Raw genomic sequence first — 19,231 nt, forward strand, 5'->3', positions numbered from 1 at the left:
CTCGATTGTTTGTGAATGCTATGTCACGAACGAGCGCCACCGCAACGCTCTTGCTTAGCTCTTCCGTTCTCCGACGCGATGTGATGTAGTGATTGAGCGTTCGCAATCCAGCAAGGCGCGACAGAAGGGACAGCGGTGTCCGAACAGACGTCCGGCGCGACAGCCGTCGACCTCATGGATCTGGACCTGTTCGCATCGGGCTCCGACCACGAGGCGTTCCGCGAGCTGCGTGAGCACGATCCGCTGCACTGGAACGACGAACCCGGCGGCCGTGGATTCTGGTCGGTGACGCGGTACGCGGACATCAAGCGCATCGCCGCCGACCACGAGAGCTTCTCCTCCGCCGAAGGGACGCAGATCCCGGACCGCCGCGCCGAGGGGCACGGCGAACCCAGCATCCACAACATGGACCCGCCGCGCCACGGGGCGCTGCGCAAGCTCGTGGTGCCGCACGTGCGGCCCGCGAAGGTCCGCCCGCTCGAGGGCGACATCGTCACGGTCATCGACGAACTGCTCGACACCGCGCTGGCCCAGGGCGGCACGTTCGACTTCGTGCATACGGTGGCCGCCCAGCTGCCGCTGTTGGTGATCGGCCGCCTGCTCGGCGCGCCGCCCGAGGCGTGCCCGCACATGCAGCGCTGGACCAACCAGATGGCGTCCGACGACCCGGAGTACAGCACGGGCCCGGAGACCGCCGCCCGGGCGCGCGACGAGATCTTCTCGTACTTCCACGAGCTGGAGGCGCAACGGCGGGCGACCCCGGCCGAGGACCTGGTGAGCGTGCTCGCCCACGCCGCGCCGGGCGGCGAGCCGCTCAACCGCGGCCAGCTCGACGCGTACTACCTGCTGCTCATGGTCGCCGGCAACGAGACCACGCGGAACCTGCTCACAGGCGGGATGATCGCGTTCGGCGCGTTCCCGGATCAGTGGGCCGCGCTACGCGCCGACGCGGACCGGATCCCGGGTGCGGTCGAAGAAATGGTGCGCTGGGTGTCGCCGGTGCTGTGCATGCGCCGGACCGCGACGCGCGACGTCGAGCTGCACGGCCGCACGATCCAGGCCGGGCAGAAAGTGGTGCTGTGGTTCGCCTCGGGCAACCGCGACGAGACGGTGTTCGCCGCGCCCGACGAGTTCCGCGCCGAGCGCACGCCCAACGAGCACCTCGGCTTCGGCTGGGGCGTGCACGCCTGCCTCGGCGCGCACCTCGCGCGGCTGGAGGCGCAGCTGTTCCTGCGGCGCCTGCGCGAGCGCAGCCTGCGCGTGGACGTGCAGGCCCCGCCGGAACGCTTGCGCAGCAACTTCTTCCGCGGCGTGAAGCGGCTGCAGGTGCGGCTGGTGAGCGACCGTGGCTGAGCAGTGGCTGGGGCGCGCGGCCTGCCTCGTCGGCGGTGAGTGGCGGACGCCCGACGGCCCCGCGATCCCCGTCGTCGACCCGTACACCGAGCAGCCCATCGGCGAGACGGCCGAAGCCGGCCCTGGTCTCACCGCCGAGGCCGTCGCTGCGGCGGAGGCGGCGCTCCCGGCGTGGGAACGGACCGGCCCGGCCGATCGTGCGGACCTGCTCGACCGGCTGGCCGACCTGCTGGAAGCTCGCTCGGGCGAGCTGGCGGCGCTGATCACGCGCGAGATGGGCATGCCCGCCACGCTCGCGACGGCGAGCCAGGGCGATCTGCCGCCGCGGGTGCTGCGCGCGTTCGCCACGGCCACGCGGGCATTCGGCTGGACCGAGAAGATCGACGGCGCCCAGCTGCACCGCGTGCCGCTCGGCGTGGTCGGCGCGATCACGCCGTGGAACATGCCCGCGCACCAGATCATCGCGAAGGTCGGCGCCGCGCTCGCCGCGGGCAACACCGTAGTGCTCAAGCCGAGTGAGGCCACGCCGTTCGACGCGAACCTCATCGCGGCCGCCGCGCTGGAAGCGGGCTTCCCGCCGGGGGTGTTCTCGGTCGTGCAAGGCACCGGGCCGGTCACCGGTGAGGCGCTCGTGGCCGATCCGCGCGTGGCCCACGTGACCTTCACCGGCAGCGTCCCGGCCGGGCAGGCGGTCGCCGCGCTCGCCGCCGGGCACACCGCGTCGACCACGCTGGAGCTGGGCGGGAAGTCGGCCGCGGTGCTGCTGCCGGACGCGGATCTGGCGCGCGCCGTTCCGGCGGCGGTGAAGAGCGGGCTCGTGAACTCGGGCCAGGCGTGCAACGCGACCACGCGGATCGTGGTGCCGCGCAGCACGCTCGCCGACGTCGAAGCCCTCGTCATCGACGCGCTCGACGCCGTGGTCGCCGGCGACCCGCGTGACCCGGCCACCACGTTCGGGCCGCTGGCCTCGGCTCGCCAGCGCGACCGGGTGCGCCACCTGCTCGACACCGCCGGCGACGACCGCGCGGTGACGCCACCACTGCAACTGCTGCCCTCGCGTGGGTTCTTCGTCGGCCCGCGCGTCTACTTCGGACTCGACGCCCGGCATCCGCTGGTGCGCCAGGAGGTGTTCGGTCCCGTGCTCGTCGTGCAGTCCTACACCGACGAGGCGGAAGCCACCGCGGTCGCGAACGACAGCGACTTCGGCCTGTCCGCCGAGGTCTGGTCGGCCGACCCCGACCGGGCCGAGAGCTTCGCGCGGACGCTGCGCGTGGGCCAGGTCAAGATCAACGGCGTGCGCACCCGCGAGCGCCCCGGCGTGCCGTTCGGCGGCCGGAAGTCCTCCGGCTACGGCCGGGAGCTCGGCGCCGAGGGCATCACCGACCTCACCGCGGTGCAGGCGGTGCTGCGATGACGCGCCGGATCCTCGTGACGGGCGCCGCGTCCGGCGTCGGCCTCGCGCTGGCCCGGCAGCTGACCGACGACGGCGTGGCCGTGATCGGCGTCGACCGCGCCGAGATCCCCGTGCCCGTCGACCGGGCCCTGCGGGTGGACCTCACCGACTTCGCCGCCGTGCGCGAGGTCGCGGCGAGCGTCACCGAGCTGGACGGCATCGCGAACGTCGCCGGAGTGCCCGGCACCGCGCCCGCCGCCACGGTGCTCGCGGTGAACGTGGTCGGCACCCGTGTGCTCACCGACGCACTGCTGCCGCGGCTGGCCGAGGGCGGCGCCGTGGTGACGGTGGCGTCCATCGCCGCCCACCGCAACACTCTCCCGGCCGAAGCCCTCGACCGGCTGTGCACTGTCGACAGTGACGTCGAGCTGGCGGACTGGCTCGCGGAGTACCCGTTGTCGGGCGCTGCCGCCTACGACACGTCGAAAGCCGCGCTCGTCGCGTGGAGCGCGCGGCTGGCCGCCCGGCTGCTGCCGCGCGCCCGCGCGGTGAGCGTGAGCCCCGGCCCCGTGGACACGCCGATCCTGGCCGACTTCCGCGAGTCGATGGGCGCCGAGTCGATCGACCGCGCGGGCGCGGTGGTCGGGCGGCACGGGTTACCCGGCGAAATTGCCGCAGCGGCCGCGTTCCTGCTCAGCCCCGCGGCCTCCTGGGTCAACGGCATCGACCTGCCCGTCGAAGGCGGCCTGGCCGCCGCGCGCACGCACCTGGCCGCGGCGCCCCTAGCCAGCACCGCCGAGCCCAGCACCGAAAGGACCACCCGGTGACCACCACGGCGCCTCCCGAGTCGACCGAGACCGTGCTCCCCCTCGACGGCACGCGCCCGCTGGGCCGCGACCTCGTGGGCGGCAAGGCCCACAGCCTCAACCGGATGCGTTCGCTCGGCCTGCCGGTGCCGCCGGCGTTCGCGATCACCGTGGACGTCTGCACCGCCTACCACGCGGGCGGCACGCTGCCCGACGACGTCTGGGCGCGGGTCCTCGACCACCTGGCGCACCTGGAGGCGCGGACCGGCCGCCGCTTCGGCGGACCGGGCTGGCCGCTGCTGGTCTCCGTGCGCTCCGGCGCCGCCCGCAGCATGCCCGGGATGATGGACACCGTCCTCAACCTCGGCCTGACGCGGGAGCTGCGCGACGCTCTGGCCGAGCAGTCGGGCGACCCCGCGTGGGCAGCCGACACCTGGGAGCGGTTCGAGCGCTCGTACTCCGGCATCGTCGGCGGCCCGCCGCCCGAGGACCCACGCGAGCAGCTGCGCGCGGCGATCGGCGCCGTGTTCCGCTCGTGGTTCTCGCCGCGCGCGGTGAGCTACCGCGAGCACCACGGCATCACCGATCTCGGCGGCACGGCCGTGACCGTGCAGGCCATGGCGTTCGGCAACCGCGACGCCGAGTCCGGCACCGGCGTGCTGTTCAGCCGCGACCCCGGCACCGGTGAGCCCGGCGTCTACGGTGAGTGGCTGGCCCGCGCGCAGGGCGAGGACGTCGTGTCCGGCGAACGCACCCCGGCGCGGCTCGACGAGCTGGCGCGCACGCAGCCGGGCAACCACCGTGAGCTGCTTCGCCTGGCCGGGGTGCTGGAGCGCGAGTACCGCGACATGGTCGACGTGGAGTTCACGATCGAGTCCGGCACGCTCTACGTGCTGCAGGCCCGGGCCGGCAAACGCACGCCCGGCGCGGCGGCGCGCATCGCCGTGGACCTCGTCGGCGAAGGCCTGATCGACACCGACACGGCGCTCACGCGCGTGACCCCGGCCCAGGCCACGCAGCTGCTGGAGACGGCCGGCGCGGCCGAGGGCGTCGAGCTGGCCCGCGGCACCGGCGCGGGACCCGGCCTCGGCGTGGGCCAGGTCGTGACCGACCCTGACGAAGCGCTGGACGCCGCCGACGAGGGGACCGCGGTGGTGCTCGTGCGGCCGTTCACTTCCCCGGAGGACGTGCCGGCGATGTTCGCCGCGGTCGCCGTCGTGACTGAGCACGGCGGGTCGACTTCCCACGCGGCGCTCGTGTGCCGCGAGGCGGGCATCCCGTGCGTGGTCGGCTGCGGCGACGGCACCCTCGACGCGCTGCGCGGGCGGGTCGTGACCGTCGACGGCACGACCGGCGCGGTGCTCGACGGCGACCGGGCGAGCGGAGCGGGGAAGACCTCCGACGGACCCGCGGCGACGCTCACGGAGTGGGCCGCCGCGCGGACCGGCGGCGACGGCGCGCTGCCCGAGCTGCTCGCGCTGGTGCACAGTACTGATCCGGCCAAAAAGTAGGCCGACCCCCCGCGCGGCACGTAACCGTTGCCGCGAAGCCATTCGGCCGTGACTGTGGTCGGATTAGTAACGATCGGCACAGTAAGGTCGGCGGACGCGAATGACCGGTTGGGTGAGCAGAAGATGAGCAGTAGCACGCAGGAAACGACCAGCGAGGACCGGGCGGAGGCCGCGCGCGTGCGCGTCCGCGAGCTGATCGCCGCGCTGCAGCCCGACACCGTGGACAAGCGCCCCAACAAACGCGGTGCGCAGACCCGGGACAAGCTCGTCCAGGCCGCCACGGCGTGTTTCTCCGAGTACGGCTACACGCGCACCCGCGTCTCGGACATCACCAACCGGGCCGACACCGCGCAGGGCAACTTCTACCGCCACTTCACCAGCCTCGACGACATCTTCCTCGCGGCCCTGCAGCCGGCACTGGAAGAGCTCGCCGCCGCGTCGGCCACCGCGCCGCGCTCCGGCGACGAACAGCACCACCTGGTGGAGCAGACCATCGCGTACCTGCACTCGTATGCGCGCAACCGCCACCTCCTGCGCGTGATGCGTGAAGCCGCGGCGGCGAGCGAGAACGAGGGGTTCCTGAAGCTGTGGCTGCAGGTGCGCTCCGGGTTCGTGCACCGCACCGAACGCTGGCTGCGACGGCTGCACGAGAGCGGCGTGATCGAGGAAACCGACTACGAACTGCACGCCGAGGCGCTCGGGTCGATGATCGAGCAGATGGCCTACGTCCACATCGGACTCCTGCTCGTCACCCCGCGCCCCGAGCGCATCCAGGACCTCGGCGAGGTGATCGGCCAGATCTGGTACCGATCTCTGGCTGTATCTTCTGCCCCGGCTTCGCCGGGGCGTGCGAGATCGCTTTAAGCCGGCTTCTTCCCTCCCGATTTTCGCGCGGCCCAGGGGCCGCGCGAAAATCGCTCAGTCCAGAAGCCGGCGCGATCTCGCGGGTGGATTGCGCCACTGCGGGTGAACTCGCCATGCCATGCCATGCCCGGCACTTGCCCGACCCGGCCCGGCCCTGCGCTGCCCGGCCGGCCCACCGCGGTCGGTGAGGTCGCCCGCGCGCGGTGCGCTCCCGGCGGTGGCCGGGAGCGGCCCGGCCTTTCGGCTGCCGGCGAGCGCCGCGAGCGGTGAAGCTCCGCGGCTCGCCTGTCCACCGGCTGGACGGATTCGGAGCCCGGCCCGAGGATGGGGCGATGACCGGAGTCCTCACCCGTCGCGTGGGCGAGCTGCTGCGCGCGGACGGTCCGTTCGCGCTGCGGATCGTGGTGACGGCGGCCGTGGCGTGGCAGATCTGCGTGTGGCTGGGTGCGCGGCAGCCGCCGGTGTACGCGGTGATCGTGCCACTGGTGTCCATGCGGGACGCCCCGTATTCGACGTTCAACGTGTCCCTGGCGCGCCTGGCCGGCGTGGTGTGCGGGCTGTCGATCGGGATCCTCGTGCTGCGCGTGGTCCAGCCCTCCGCCGGGGCGCTCGCGCTCGTGCTGGCCCTGGCGCTCGCCGTGGGCATCGTGCTGCGGATCGGCGGCACGCTCAACATCCAGGTCGCCGTGTCGGCGCTGCTGGTGTTCGCCAGCACCGACCCGGACTCCTACGCGGTGTCGCGCCTGTGGGAAACGGCCGTCGGCGCCGGGGTCACCGTGGTGCTCGCGCCCCTGCTGCTGCCCGCGAACCCGGCCCGCACGTTCGTGAAAGAACTCCACGAGACCGCGGCCGAGCTGGCGCAGAACATCCGGGCGCCGGCCAGTGAAGAAGCGGTGCGAGCGATCGAGACCCGCGCCCGCGCGTTGCCCGGAAAGCTCGCCCTGGCGCGGACAGCCGTGCGTTCCCACCCGTGGTGGCGCCGCACCGAGACCGACCATCTCGCCGCCCTCGTGCCCCTCGCCCGCACCGCCGCCGACATCGGCACCCTCGTGCGCATCCACTTCGAGGACACCACTGAACTCACCGCCCGCGGCGAACCGACCGACACGTCCGAAGTCGCGGGCCCCCTCTCCGACGCCGTGACCGCCGTCCTCAACGGCACGCCCGACCCGTCGGCCCTGGCCACCGCCGAAGCCGCCATCCTGCACAACGTCGAAACCGACGGCACCCGCCTCGGCGCGGTCGCTCGCCGACCGCTGCGGCGCATCGCCGCCCTCCTGCGCGAGCTGTAATTTGGCCCCGGCTCCGCCGGGGCGTGCGAGATCTCCTTTGAGCCGGCGATCTCGCGGTGGGGGTCGGTGGGGTGTCGAACACCTACTGTGCCGGCGGTTGAGCAGGCTGCGAGAACCCCAGGAACTCCTGCTGTTCGCGGTCGTAACGCTGTGTGAGGCCGTTGCCGTAGCGCTCCCACCAGTTCTGGGTGTGCCCGCCCTGCGTGGTGGTCGTGGCGCCGTAGACCTGGCGGTCGTACTCGATGCGGGCGTCGTGGAAGTCCTGTTGGAACTGCTCGGGGGTGAGGCCCTGGATGTGCTGGACGGCAGCCGGGTCGAGGGTGCCCGCGCTGCGGACGATGTCGGCGCCGCCCATGTGGTTGAGGATGGCGCGCACGCCGCCGCCGCCGCGCATGTGCGCGCCGGACATCACGGCGGCCTGGGTGCCGGGGTCGGTGAAGTCGAGGGCGCCGGACGTGCGGGCGTTGGCCGACATGAGGCGCGCGACGACGGCGTGTTCCTCGGCGCTGCCGATGCCGTACTGGTTGCGCGCGGCCATGATCTCGTCGTAGCCGTTGTGCATGTTCTGGCGGAAGCCGTAGACCTCGGGCACGCCGCCCTGCTCGCCGGTCGCGCCTTCCGACCGCATGATCGAGTCGACGACGCGGTCGTCCAGCTGCGTCGGAGCGGCGGCCGGTGCGGCAGCCGGTGCGGCCGCGCCACCACCAGCAGCAGCCTGGGTACCGCCACCAAGCCCCTGCGCCACGGCCGTGTCGGCGTCGGTGTACCCCTGCACCGCCGACTGCACCTTGCCGCTGACTTCGCCGATGAGGTTCACAAACTTGCCGAGCGAGGAGACCAGCTGCGACTGCAGCGTCGAGTTCGCCGCGGCCACCCCGCTGCCGATCCCGGCGAACGAGAGCGCGTCGATCACGAGTGACTCGAGGTCGCGCGTCGAGGACAACGCCGAGGAGCCCAGGCTCTCCACGTTTTTCACGATCGACGACACTTCGGGCGAGCTCACCCGGTAGCTTCCCGCTGTCATGCCTGCTCCGTCCGACTCGGTTGCTTTCCCGTCGAGAATTCCCCACCGACCGCGCCGGGCACACGGTCGAATTACCCACTCGCGGACCCCGCCCGTATCGAATCGGACCCGGGTGGGTATTTGTGGCATATGGAGGCGGACGAAACCCGGCACGAGCGGGTCGACGAGGAGATCGAGCGGCTGGACGAGAGGCTGTGGTCGGTCGCCCGCGCGCTGCACGCCGACCCCGAGCCGGCGAACGCCGAGCACGAGGCCGTCCACGCGCTGACCGGCGAGCTGGCCGAGGCGGGCTTCGCCGTCGAGCGCGGCGTGGCGGACCTGCCCACGGCGTTCACCGCGCGCCACGGCGAAACCCGGCCGTGCGTGGCGCTGCTGCTGGAGTACGACGCGGTGCCCGGCCTCGGGCACGCGAGCGGGCGCAACCTCGTCGCGGCCGCCGGACTCGGGGCCGCGCTTGCCGCGCGGGCCGTCATCGGCGACGAACGCGGCTCGATCCTCGTCGTCGGCTGCCCCGCCGCGGAACCGGCCACGGGCAAGGCCGCCCTCGCCGCCGCCGGGGTGTTCGACGACGTCGACGCGGCACTGGTTTTTCACCCCGGCACGCACTCCTGGACGTGGGCGCCGCTGACCGCCCGTACCGATGTGCGAGTGACCGTGCACGGCCGCGCCGCGCACCCGACCGCCGTACCGCGCCGCGGTGTCGACGCGGTGGCCACGCTCGTGCAGACCTTCACCGCCGTCGCGGCACTGCAGTCGCGGCTGCCCGCCGGCTTCCACGTGCAGGGCATCATCACGCGCGGCGGCGAGTCCACCGCCGTCGTGCCCGACCTGGCCGAGGCGTGGTTCGGGCTGTCCGCGCCGACCACCGCCGCGCTCGAAAAACTGGTGTCCGACGTGACGGCGTGCGCCGAGGGCTCGGCCCTGGCCACGGGCGCGAAATCCGAAACCGACCGGCTCGGCGCCGGCTGCGCGAACTTCCGCGACAACCCCGTGCTGTCGGCCCACTTCGCCCGCCACCTCGCCGCGCGCGGCATCCACGCGACGCCGCCGGACCCGGGTGTGTTCCCCGGCTCCTCCGACGTCGGCGACGTCAGCCTGAAGGTGCCCACGATCCACCCCTTCGTCGCGATCCTCGACCCCGGCCACGCCGAGCGCACGCCGGAGTTCGCCGCGGCGGCCGCGTCCCCGCGGGCCCGTTCGGTGCTCCTCGCGGCGGCCGCGGCGCTCGGCAGGACCACTGTGGACCTGCTGGCGCACCCGGCGCTGGTGAGCCAGGCGTGGGATTGCTTCGCCGACCAGGCCCGCGCCGAGCGCACGGGCTGACCCCGACACGGACTCGGAAAGGACCACCATGGCCGACGTGCTCACCTTCGGGATCGAAGAAGAGTTCCTCGTCGTCGACGCCCGGGGACGCCCGGTGCACGCGGCCGAAGCCGTGCTGGACTCGGCCGGCGACAGCGGCGTGGGAGATCTCCAGCAGGAGCTCACCAAGTCGCAGGCCGAGACCGCGACCGGCATCTGCGTGACCGGCGACGAAGCCGTCGAGCAGCTGCGGGCGATGCGCACCTCGCTCGCCCGCGCGGCCGACCGGCGCGGGCTGCGGATCCTCCCCTGCGCGAGCCCGCCCGTCTCCGCCGGTGAGCTCCCGGCCATCACCGCGACCCCGCGCTACCGGCGGATGGCCGCGCACTTCGGCGCCACCGCGCGCACCACGCTCACCTGCGGCTGCCACGTCCACGTCGCCGTGCCCGACCCGGAGGCGGGCACGCGAGTGCTCGGGCACGTGCGGCCGTGGCTGCCCGCGCTGCTCACCGTCACGGCCAACTCGGCGATCGCGGACGGCATCGACACCGAGTACTGCAGCTGGCGCAACCAGGAATGGGCGCGCTGGCCCTCGGCCGGGCCCCCGCCGCGTTTCGCCTCGCACGCCGACTACGAGGGCGTCGTGGACGCGTGGCTGCGCGCGGGCGCGATCCTCGACCGCGGGATGGTCTACTGGGACGTGCGCCTCTCGGAGGAGCAGCCGACGATCGAGTTCCGCGTCGCCGATGTCGCCGCCACCGCCGAAGAGGCCACGCTGCTCGCCGTGCTGTGCCGCGCGCTCGTGGCCACGGTGCTCGACGCCGGCGATCCCCCGCACCTGTCCAACGAGGTGCTGCGCGGCCAGCTCTGGCGCGCCGCCCGCGAAGGCGTCATGGGCCATTGCCCCAACCCGGCCACCGGCGACCTGCTGCCTGCGGTGGAGGTGCTCAAACGGCTGGCCGAGTTCTGCGCGCCCGCGCTCCGTTCTGCCGGGGACACCGAGTTCGTCCGCGAAGGCCTCGCGCGGCTCGCTCGCGACGGCGGCGGAGCCGACCGCCAGCGCCGGCTCTTCGCCGAGCGGGAGAACGCCGCCGACGTCGTCGACCAGTTCGCCGTGGGCGCCGCAGAACCGAGACCGGCAACGGCCTGACCCGCCCGGACGGTGGCCGCGCCCACACACGGTTACGATGAGTGTTCAGCTTTCAAGTCCCGCCCCAGTCCCCGGCCCCAGAGGAAAGGCAGGAACATGCCTGTCGAGCCCCGGCCCGCCGGCCCGGTTCGGGTGCTGCTCGTGGAAGACCACGACATGGTGGCCCAGGCTCTCGAGCTCGCCCTGCAACGCTCCCCCGCGATTTCCGTGGTCGGGCGCGCCAGCTCGCGCGAGGCCGCGACAGCCGACACGGCCCGGCTGCGGCCGGACGTCGTGGTGCTCGACCGGCGTCTGCCCGACGGCGACGCCGTGGCCGCGATCGGCGACCTCGCCGCGCTGGGCTCGCGCGTCCTCGTCCTCACCGGCGACGCCACCGCGGCCGTCGCCGCGCGCGTGGCCGAGGCCGGCGGCCAGGGGCTGCTGCTCAAGTCCGCGCCGCTGGACCAGCTGGAGTCGGCCGTGCAGCGCGTCGCCGAGGGCGAGGTCGTGTTCGACGCCGCCCTCCTGCCCGGCGTGCTCGACCGGCTCACCGGCCGGGCCCGCGGCAACGGCTCGGCGCTGACCGCGCGCGAGCGCGAGACGCTGCAGCTGCTCGCGGAAGGCGCCAGCACGGAGGAGATCGGCGACCGCCTCGGCGTCACCCGCAACACCACGCGCAACCACGTGCAGCGCGTGCTGGAGAAGCTCGGCGCGCGCTCGAAGCTCGAAGCGGTCGCCCTCGCACGGCGTGAGGGCCTGCTCGATTGATGCACCTGCGTCAGTGACGCGGTGTTGATCTGCGTCTGCCACACGATGGGCGTTTCGCGCAGAGTGGCGACGTGGAGGTCCCTGCGCCCGTCGATGCCGAGTGCGCGCTGCCCGAGTCGGTGGCCGGTCTCGCGCTCGCGCGCGACTTCACCCGAGCGACTCTGACCGGCTGGGGTTTCGGCGCCGTCGCCGAGGACGCCCTGCTGATCGTGACCGAGCTGGCCACCAACGCCGTGCAGCACGGCGAGGGGAAACCCGTGCTGCGGCTCAAGTACGGCGACGCCGTGGTGCGGCTCGAAGTCGCCGACGAAAGCCCGGCGCTGCCCGCGACCCGCCCGCCCGGCCCGGACGGCGGGTGGGGCCTGCGACTGGTGCAGGAGCTCTCACTCGAGTGGGGCGTCGCGCCCTGTGCACGAGGGAAGGTCGTCTGGTGTGAGCTGGGCCGGACTCCTCGCGCGTGAGCCAAAAGCTGCTCCGCTGACGTGGATGGGGCAGAGTTGGGGCATGGACGAACCCGCCGGCGACGACCTCGGCATGCTGGTGCGCGGCGTTCTCGACTACGCGATCTTCATGCTCGACCCGACCGGCCGCGTCGTCAGCTGGAACGCGGGCGCCGAACGCATCAAGGGCTACCGGGCCGAGGAGATCATCGGGCAGCACTTCTCCGTGTTCTACCCGCCGGAGGAGATCGCCGCGCGCAAGCCCGAACGCGAGCTCGAAACCGCGCTCGCCGAAGGGCGGCTCGAAGACGAAGGCTGGCGCCTGCGCAAGGACGGCACCCGGTTCTGGGCCAACGTCGTCATCACCGCACTGTTCGACGACGAGGGAAAACACCGCGGCTTCGGCAAGGTCACCCGCGACATGACCGAACGCCGTGCCGCCGAACAAGCCCTGCGCGAGAGCGAGGAGCGCTTCCGCCTGCTGGTGCAGGACGTGGTCGACTACGGCATCTTCATGCTCGACACCGGCGGCCACATCATCAGCTGGAACGCCGGCGCCCAGCGCATCAAGGGCTACCGCGCCCACGAGATCATCGGCCGGCACTTCTCCGTGTTCTACCCCGCCGAGGACATCGCCGCCCGCAAACCCGAACGCGAACTCGAAACCGCGCTCGCCGAAGGCCGGCTCGAAGACGAAGGCTGGCGCCTGCGCAAGGACGGCACCCGGTTCTGGGCCAACGTCGTCATCACCGCCCTGTTCGACGACACCGGAACCCATCGCGGCTTCGGCAAAGTCACCCGCGACATGACCGAACACCGCACCGCCGAGCAAGCCCTGGTTCAGCGGCGCCGGCTGGTCGGGCACCTCGTGGACGCCCAGGAGGTGGAACGGCGGCGCATCGCGTGGGACGTGCACGACGATTCGATCCAGTCGATGGTCGCCGTCGGCATGCGGTTGCAGCTGCTGGCCGACCGGCTGCCCGAGGAGCACCGCGAGGGCGTGCACGCGCTCGACGAGTCGGTGCGCGCGGCGGTGGGCCGGCTGCGCACGCTCGTCTCCCGGCTGCGTCCGCCGGATCTGGACCGCCACGGGCTCGTGGTCGCGCTCACCGGTCACCTCGAAGAGGTCCTGCCCGGCTGGGGGCTGGAGTACACGCTGCACCAAGGCCTCACGGCCGAGCCCACCTCGGAAGCCGCCGTGACGGGGTACCGGATCTGCCAGGAAGCGCTCACCAACGTGCACAAGCACGCCCGCGCGTCGCGAGTGGAGGTTTCGTTGTCCACAGTAGACAGGGGCACGCTGTTCCGCGTGACCGACGACGGGGTCGGCACCGCCGTCACCGGTACCGACCCCGGCCGCGACCACTTCGGGCTGATCGAGATGCGTGAACGCGCCGAGTCGGCCCACGGCTGGTGGTCGATGTCCAGCGAACCCGGTGAAGGGACGACCGTGGAGTTCTGGCTGCCGAGTGCCCCGGACGAGCAGCGGTGACCGGCCCCCTGCGCGTCGTGATCAGCGACGACGACGACATGATCCGCGACGCCCTGCGCGAGGTGCTCGACGACCAGCCCGACATCGAGGTCGTCGGAGTCGGGCGCGACGCCGAAGACGCGATCACGCTCGCCGAGCGCCACCGGCCCGCCGTCGCGGTGCTCGACGTGCGCATGCCCGGCGGAGGCGGGGCCCACGCCGCGCGTGAGATCGCGGCCCGCTGCCCGGGGACGGCGGTGCTCGCGTTCTCCGCCTACTCCGACCACGCGTCCATGGCCTCCATGGAGAGCGCGGGCGCCGTCGAGTACCTCGCGAAGGGTGTGCCGAACCGCGAGATCGTCGCGGCGGTGCGGCGGCTGGCCGGACGGTAGCCGCGCGCTCACGAGGGGTTCCGGTCGCCGGGACCGGCGTGCGTCCGATCGGAGCCACTTTGCGCCGGATCGCCCGTGTGGCAGGAAATTCACCCGAAAGTGGGGTGTGACGCGACCCGGAACCGGGTAGCCGATGCTCGCCCCTGGGCGATCCCCTTCCCCGGCGACAGAGAGGGTGTCCGTCGTGAGCAGCTTCGTGGATGCGGACCTCGGCGTGGACCACGGCTTCGACCGCGCGTTGCGCGGCTACCTCGCCCGGGTCGCCGCCGCGGTCGGCGTGGGACTGGAGTCCTGCACGGTCGACCTCGACGTGCCCGTCTCGGCCTACGTCGCCCTCGACCGGCGGCTCGAGCGGTTCCCCGACCGGGACCTGGCGCTGCTGTGGGACGAGGTGCACGGCTGGTCGGCGGCGATCGAGGCCTCGTGCGGGGAGGACCTGATCGTGCTGGCCTACCTCGACGGTGACGACGTGCTCGCCGAGCCCGCCGCCGTCGAGCGCTTCCTGGGGGCGCTGCGCGCGGCCGACCACTCCCTCGGCCGCCCCGACCCGCGCAAGCTGCGCCGCGCGGGCGGGCACGACGAGCTGCTGGAACGCCTGGCCTGACGCGGGGCGATGCGTCGGTGCGGGCGAAAGCGGGTAGTCCCCGGTCGGGAAAGGAGTGCGTCATGGCACCGAAACGGCCCGTCTGGAGCGGCTCGCTGACCCTCGGCCTGGTGACGGTGCCGGTGCGGCTCTACAGCGCGATCGAGGACCACACCGTGCACTTCCGCCAGTTCGAGCGCGGCACGAGCGACCGCATCCGCTACCGGCGGGTGAACGAGCGCACCGGCGACGAGGTGGAGCTGGCCGAGATCGTGAAGGGCTACGAGCTCGACGACGGCGACTACGTGCTGGTCGAGCCCGAGGAGCTCGACGACATCGCCCCCGGGCGCAGCAAGTCGCTGGACGTGGAGGCGTTCGCCGACCTCGCCGACATCGACCCGATGTTCTTCGACCGCACCTACTGGCTCGCCCCCGCGGGCTCCGACTACGACAAGCCGTACTCGCTCCTGCTGGCGGCGATGGCGAAGACCGACAAGGCGGGCGTGGCCAAGTTCGTGCTGCGCGGGCGCGAGTACCTGGCGCTCGTGCGGGCCGGCGACGGGGTGATGCTGCTCGACACGCTGCACTTCGCCGCGGACCTGCGGGACCGGGAGAAGTCGCTGCCGGACCTGCCGGAGAAGGCGCCGGCGCGCGGCAAGGAGTTCGACATGGCCGTGGACCTCATCGAGGCCCTGACGGAGAACTGGCGGCCCGAGGACTACCGCGACACGTTCACCGACCGCGTCCACGAGCTGATCGAGGCCAAGCGCAAGGGCGACAAGGTCACGCCGGCCACCGAAGCCGCGGAGCCGACGAAGGTGGTCGACCTGTTCGAGGCCCTGCAGCGCAGCGTGAAGAACGGGAAGCGGCGCGGCAAGAAGGAGAAGGGGCCGCAGCTCGCGGACCTCACGAAGGCCGAGCTCGACGAGCTGGCCAAGGAACGCGAGATCAAGGGCCGCTCGAAGATGAAGCGCGCGGATCTGGAACGGGCGCTGGAAGAAGCGTCCTGACCGTCCTCGGAGGACACCGGGAGTTACCGGGGTTACGCGAGCAGCCAGTCGAGCGCGGTGGGCAGCGCGTTGAGCACCGAGATGTGCCCGTCGCGGGGCCGCAGCCACAGCTGGGCGTCGGGCAGGTGGGCCAGCAGGTGCTGTGCGTGCGACGCGGGGACCACGCGGTCGGCACCGCCTTGCACCAGCAGGACCGGCGTGCGCACGTCGGCGAGCTCGAAGCCCCAGCCGGACGCGTAGGCGACGTCGTCGTCGACCTCTCCGTCGTGGCCCGCGCCGCCGGCTTCCCCGGCGTCTGCGCCGAGCGGTCCCCACGCGCCTTCCAGCGCCGCCCAGTCGGTCGCGACGAAGCTCTCCGGGTCGAACTCGTGCGTGAGCGCGTGGGCCATCCGTGCTTCGCGGCCTTCGCGGGCCGCGCGCAGCGAAGTCGGGTCGGCCATGCCGGCGAACCAGTCGAAGTCCTCGGTGTACGGCGCGACCCCGGCCAGTGCCACGGCCGCGGTGACGCGGTCCGGCAGCTGCGCGGCGGCCGCCAGCGCGTGCGACCCGCCGCCCGAAGCGCCGACCACCGCGAAGCGGCCGAGACCCAGCGCGTCGGCTGCCAGGCGCACGTCCTCGGCCGCGGACCCGATGGTGCGGCCCGGCACCGTGCTCGACCCGCCGTAGCCCGGGCGGCCGTAGGAGACGACCCGGATCCCGCGGGCGTCCGCGGCCTGCAGGACCGGTGCCAGCAGCGCTCCGGTCTGCGGCGTGCCGTGGAGCCAGACCACCGTGAGGGCGTCGCCGCGGCCGCTGTCGTGCACGCGCAGCACGCGGTCGCCGGCGAGGGTCAGATCGTGTGAGGTCCCCATGCGCCGCGACTCTAGCGGCCCGCGCGCGTGAGGGAACGGCGTTCACGGGGTACCTCGCGAGGTATGGACTCAGACGCGCACCCCGACCTCCGGCTCGACGACACCGCGGCCGAGCACCTCGAACCCGACCGCGCGACGCTGGACGCGGTCGGCAAGATCACCGAGGCGCTGGAGACCGTCGAGATCGCTCGCGGTCACCTCTACGAGTTCCACCAGCTCACCGGCGCCGCGGACCGCAAGCTCGCCGACGGCATCACCATGCTGCGCGACGCGGGCCACGCCACGCACGCCGACCGGCTCACCGAGCACCTGCTGGGCCGCAATGTGCTGCACGGGCGCTGGACGTTCCAGATCGTGGAGGAGTACGACACCACGTACTACCGGGCGTTCCACGACCACGAGACGCGCGTGCGCGAGCTCACCCGCGGAGTCCGCCACCTCGCCGAGGCCCGTGTGAAGCGCGAGAGCCGCACGCCCGGGCTGCCGGGCCACGAAGCCACCCCGAACTCCTCGGACTGAGCCACCGTCTCGAACCCCCACCGCGCGAACCCACCGCTTGAACCTGCAGCGCCTCGGAAACGACGCGGCACAAGCCTTCCCGCTAAGGTTTCGGTGAACCGACCGCGCGAGTGGAGGCACCAGGATGAGCAACGTCGAGACCGAGCCACCCGTCCTGGACTGCGGGGACGACGCGGCCGGCCACGGCGGGGTCGAAGTGCTCGGCGCGCGGGACGTGCCGCTGGGCGGGCCGCGCGCGATGAAGGTGCGCCGCACGCTGCCGCAGCGCAAGCGTTCGCTCGTCGGCGCCTGGTGTTTCGCCGACCACTACGGGCCCGACGACCCGCGCGCGACCGGCGGCATGTCCGTCGGCTCGCACCCGCACACCGGCCTGCAGACGGTGAGCTGGCTGTTCGCCGGCGAGATCGAGCACCGCGACAGCCTCGGGTCCCACGCGATGATCCGCCCGGGCGAGCTGAACCTCATGACCGGCGGCCACGGCATCTGCCACTCCGAGGTGTCGACGCCGGAGACCACCACGCTGCACGGCGTGCAGCTGTGGGTCGCGCTGCCCGACGCCCACCGCCACGCCGAGCGCGACTTCCAGCACTACGCCCCGCCCGCCACCGACCTCGGCGGCGCCACCGCGCGCGTTTTCCTCGGCACACTCGCCGGTGAGACGTCACCGGTCAAGACGTTCACGCCATTGCTCGGCGCGGAGCTGGTCCTGGAGCCCGGCGCTCGTGTGACGCTCGACGTCGACCGCGAGTACGAACACGGCGTGCTCGTCGACACCGGCGAGGTCACCTTCGCCGGTTCGGCCCTGCACAGCACCGACCTCGGTTACCTGGGTACCGGCCGCGCCACCCTCGAGCTCGCGAACACCGGCGCAGGCCGGGCGCGCGTGATGCTGCTCGGCGGGCCGCCGTTCGGCGAGGAGATCGTGATGTGGTGGAACTTCGTGGCCCGCACGCACGAGGAGATCGTGGAGTACCGCGAAGCTTGGCAGGCCCAGTCACCGCAGTTCGGCGCGATCCCCGAGGTGCCGGGCGACCCCGCGCGGTTACCCGCGCCGGTCCTGCCCAACGTGCGGATCAAGCCGCGCCGCAACCCCTGACGAGCGCCGCGAAGATCCGGTCCACGTCCTCGCGCCCGGTCCGCCAGTTGCTGAACGCGGCCCGCAGCGCGGGCACGCCCGCGTAGACCGTCGGCGTCACGAACGTCTCGCCCTCGGCGGCGACGGCGCGCACCACGGCGTCGATGCGCTCCTGCGTCGGATTCTCGGCCAGCGTGAAGCACACGACGTTGAGCCGCACCGGCGCGAGCAGCCGCCACTGCGGCGTCTCCGCCAGGCGGTCGCCGAGGTCCCGGGCGTGCGCGACGCAGCGTTCCACGATCTCCCGGTGCCCGGCCCGGCCGTACGCGGCGAGCGTGCACCACGCGGCCAGCGCCCGCAGCCGCCGTGACGATTCGGGCGTGCGGTGCACGAAGTCCGGGTTGTCGCCCGGGTGGCCGAGGTAGGCCGCCGAGTTCTGGAACACGCGCACCTGCAGGTCGAGCCGGCGGCTGAACTGGATCGCCGAGTCGTAGGGCACGTTGAGCCACTTGTGCAGGTCGACGCACACCGAGTCGGCCAGCTCCAGCCCTTCGACCAGCCCCGCGTGCTCGGGCGAGAGCGCGGCGAACCCGCCGAACGCGGCGTCGACGTGCAGCCAGAACGGGTACTTCGCCTTGAGCGCCGCGATCGCCCGCAGGTCGTCGAAGTCGACGGTGTTCACCGTGCCCGCGTTGGCGATCACAATTGCGGGCCGCCCGCCCAGCTCGGCGAGCTCCCGGTCCAGCGCCTCGACGTCCACGGCCTCCCGCTCGGGCTGCACGGTCACCGGCCGCAGGGCCGAGCGGCCCAGGCCCAGCACGGACATCGCCTTGAGCGCACTGGAGTGCGGTGACCCGCTGAGCACCTCGACCGGGCCGAGTGCGGCAACCCCGGCGTCGGCGACCGTGACGCCGAGCCGCTCCCCCAGCCACTCGCGCCCGATCGCCAGACCGACCACATTGGACATCGTCGCGCCGGACACGAACGCGCCGCTGAACTCGGACCCCAGCCCGAACAGCTTCGCGAGCCAGCCGACCGTCTCGCGTTCGAGGTCCGAAGCCGAGGAATCCAGCGACGACACGGGGTTCTGGTCCGCCGCGGCCGTGAGCCAGTCGCCGGCCACCGCCGCGGGGGTCGCGCCACCCGTGACGAAGCCCAGGTACCGCGGCCCGGCGCTCGCGGCAAACCCTGGCGCCCAGCGGCGCCCGAACTCCGCGAGCGCGGCCCGCGCGCCCACCCCGTCCTCCGGCAGCTCGGCGGGCTCGAACGTCCCCGGCGGCACAGCCACCGGACGGTCCGCCACCCCCGCGAGCAGCTCGCCGGCCTGCTCACGCGCGGCATCGAGCAGCGCGGGCAGGCCGTCGAGGTCTTCGGCCAGCTTCGAGTACACAGCCACCTCCTGCGGCGACCCTAGCCGCGCGCGGCCACGCCCGTCGCAGGCCAATCCT

19 protein-coding genes are annotated in these 19,231 nt (G+C 73.0%); 16 read left to right on the forward strand and 3 right to left on the reverse strand.

The window, feature by feature from the left end:
- The first annotated feature begins 135 nt into the window (after positions 1-135).
- The 6 genes from K1T34_RS52240 to K1T34_RS52265 all read left to right on the forward strand — a co-directional run bounded on the left by K1T34_RS52240 (position 136) and on the right by K1T34_RS52265 (position 7,219).
- Positions 136-1,353: a cytochrome P450 gene (locus K1T34_RS52240; RefSeq protein WP_255638188.1), complete on the forward strand. Its 1,218-nt coding sequence runs from the start codon at positions 136-138 to the stop codon at positions 1,351-1,353.
- On the forward strand, positions 1,346-2,767 hold the full coding sequence (locus K1T34_RS52245; RefSeq protein WP_220242158.1) for an aldehyde dehydrogenase family protein: 1,422 nt from the start codon (positions 1,346-1,348) through the stop codon (positions 2,765-2,767). Before K1T34_RS52240 ends, K1T34_RS52245 begins: the two co-directional genes overlap by 8 nt.
- The gene (locus K1T34_RS52250) at positions 2,764-3,573 is read left to right on the forward strand and encodes an SDR family oxidoreductase (protein WP_220242159.1); all 810 of its coding nucleotides are present in this window, start codon (positions 2,764-2,766) and stop codon (positions 3,571-3,573) included. The genes K1T34_RS52245 and K1T34_RS52250 overlap by 4 nt, the downstream gene beginning before the upstream one ends.
- Entirely contained in the window at positions 3,570-5,063 is a 1,494-nt protein-coding gene (locus tag K1T34_RS52255; RefSeq protein ID WP_220242160.1) for a pyruvate, phosphate dikinase, read from the forward strand. Before K1T34_RS52250 ends, K1T34_RS52255 begins: the two co-directional genes overlap by 4 nt.
- Before the next feature lie 123 nt (positions 5,064-5,186).
- Positions 5,187-5,927 carry a TetR/AcrR family transcriptional regulator gene (locus tag K1T34_RS52260; RefSeq protein ID WP_220242161.1) on the forward strand — a complete coding sequence of 247 codons (741 nt, stop codon included), beginning with the start codon at positions 5,187-5,189 and terminating at the stop codon, positions 5,925-5,927.
- A gap of 332 nt (positions 5,928-6,259) precedes the next feature.
- Entirely contained in the window at positions 6,260-7,219 is a 960-nt protein-coding gene (locus tag K1T34_RS52265; RefSeq protein ID WP_220242162.1) for an aromatic acid exporter family protein, read from the forward strand.
- A gap of 82 nt (positions 7,220-7,301) precedes the next feature.
- Here K1T34_RS52265 and K1T34_RS52270 read toward each other — a convergent pair whose 3' ends face one another.
- Entirely contained in the window at positions 7,302-8,243 is a 942-nt protein-coding gene (locus K1T34_RS52270; protein ID WP_220242163.1) for a hypothetical protein, read from the reverse strand.
- Between the two features lie 129 nt (positions 8,244-8,372).
- Here K1T34_RS52270 and K1T34_RS52275 point away from each other — a divergent pair, with 129 nt between their 5' ends.
- The 8 genes from K1T34_RS52275 to K1T34_RS52310 all read left to right on the forward strand — a co-directional run bounded on the left by K1T34_RS52275 (position 8,373) and on the right by K1T34_RS52310 (position 15,338).
- Positions 8,373-9,566: a peptidase dimerization domain-containing protein gene (locus K1T34_RS52275; protein WP_220242164.1), complete on the forward strand. Its 1,194-nt coding sequence runs from the start codon at positions 8,373-8,375 to the stop codon at positions 9,564-9,566.
- Between the two features lie 28 nt (positions 9,567-9,594).
- Positions 9,595-10,695 carry a glutamate--cysteine ligase gene (locus K1T34_RS52280; protein ID WP_220242165.1) on the forward strand — a complete coding sequence of 367 codons (1,101 nt, stop codon included), beginning with the start codon at positions 9,595-9,597 and terminating at the stop codon, positions 10,693-10,695.
- Positions 10,696-10,791: 96 nt separating this feature from the next.
- A complete protein-coding gene (locus tag K1T34_RS52285) occupies positions 10,792-11,442 on the forward strand; it encodes a response regulator transcription factor (RefSeq protein WP_220242166.1) in 651 nt (216 codons plus the stop codon).
- A gap of 71 nt (positions 11,443-11,513) precedes the next feature.
- The gene (locus K1T34_RS52290) at positions 11,514-11,903 is read left to right on the forward strand and encodes an ATP-binding protein (RefSeq protein ID WP_220242167.1); all 390 of its coding nucleotides are present in this window, start codon (positions 11,514-11,516) and stop codon (positions 11,901-11,903) included.
- A gap of 43 nt (positions 11,904-11,946) precedes the next feature.
- Positions 11,947-13,374 (forward strand): PAS domain S-box protein, encoded by a 1,428-nt coding sequence (locus tag K1T34_RS52295; RefSeq protein ID WP_220242168.1) that lies wholly within the window; start codon positions 11,947-11,949, stop codon positions 13,372-13,374.
- The gene (locus K1T34_RS52300) at positions 13,371-13,745 is read left to right on the forward strand and encodes a response regulator transcription factor (RefSeq protein WP_255638189.1); all 375 of its coding nucleotides are present in this window, start codon (positions 13,371-13,373) and stop codon (positions 13,743-13,745) included. The genes K1T34_RS52295 and K1T34_RS52300 overlap by 4 nt, the downstream gene beginning before the upstream one ends.
- Positions 13,746-13,929: 184 nt before the next feature.
- Positions 13,930-14,349: a DUF6292 family protein gene (locus K1T34_RS52305; RefSeq protein ID WP_255638190.1), complete on the forward strand. Its 420-nt coding sequence runs from the start codon at positions 13,930-13,932 to the stop codon at positions 14,347-14,349.
- A gap of 62 nt (positions 14,350-14,411) precedes the next feature.
- Positions 14,412-15,338 (forward strand): Ku protein, encoded by a 927-nt coding sequence (locus K1T34_RS52310; RefSeq protein ID WP_220242170.1) that lies wholly within the window; start codon positions 14,412-14,414, stop codon positions 15,336-15,338.
- A gap of 32 nt (positions 15,339-15,370) precedes the next feature.
- Here K1T34_RS52310 and K1T34_RS52315 read toward each other — a convergent pair whose 3' ends face one another.
- Positions 15,371-16,189, reverse strand: coding sequence for an alpha/beta fold hydrolase (locus K1T34_RS52315; RefSeq protein ID WP_220242171.1), 819 nt, complete (start codon positions 16,187-16,189; stop codon positions 15,371-15,373).
- A 63-nt stretch (positions 16,190-16,252) separates the two neighbouring features.
- On the opposite strand from K1T34_RS52315, the gene K1T34_RS52320 reads away from it, so the two are divergent.
- Both K1T34_RS52320 and K1T34_RS52325 read left to right on the forward strand, forming a co-directional pair.
- Positions 16,253-16,708, forward strand: a complete 456-nt coding sequence (locus K1T34_RS52320; RefSeq protein ID WP_220242172.1) for a hypothetical protein — start codon at positions 16,253-16,255, stop codon at positions 16,706-16,708.
- A gap of 124 nt (positions 16,709-16,832) precedes the next feature.
- Complete coding sequence (locus K1T34_RS52325; protein WP_220242173.1) at positions 16,833-17,804, forward strand: pirin family protein; 972 nt, start codon at positions 16,833-16,835, stop codon at positions 17,802-17,804.
- Here the strand turns inward: K1T34_RS52325 and K1T34_RS52330 are convergent.
- The gene (locus K1T34_RS52330) at positions 17,782-19,173 is read right to left on the reverse strand and encodes a pyridoxal-dependent decarboxylase (RefSeq protein WP_220242174.1); all 1,392 of its coding nucleotides are present in this window, start codon (positions 19,171-19,173) and stop codon (positions 17,782-17,784) included. The two genes, K1T34_RS52325 and K1T34_RS52330, sit on opposite strands and share 23 nt — an antisense overlap.
- Positions 19,174-19,231 lie beyond the last annotated feature (58 nt).

The sequence above is a fragment of the Amycolatopsis sp. DSM 110486 genome (genome assembly GCF_019468465.1).
In the GTDB taxonomy this organism is placed as follows: domain Bacteria; phylum Actinomycetota; class Actinomycetes; order Mycobacteriales; family Pseudonocardiaceae; genus Amycolatopsis.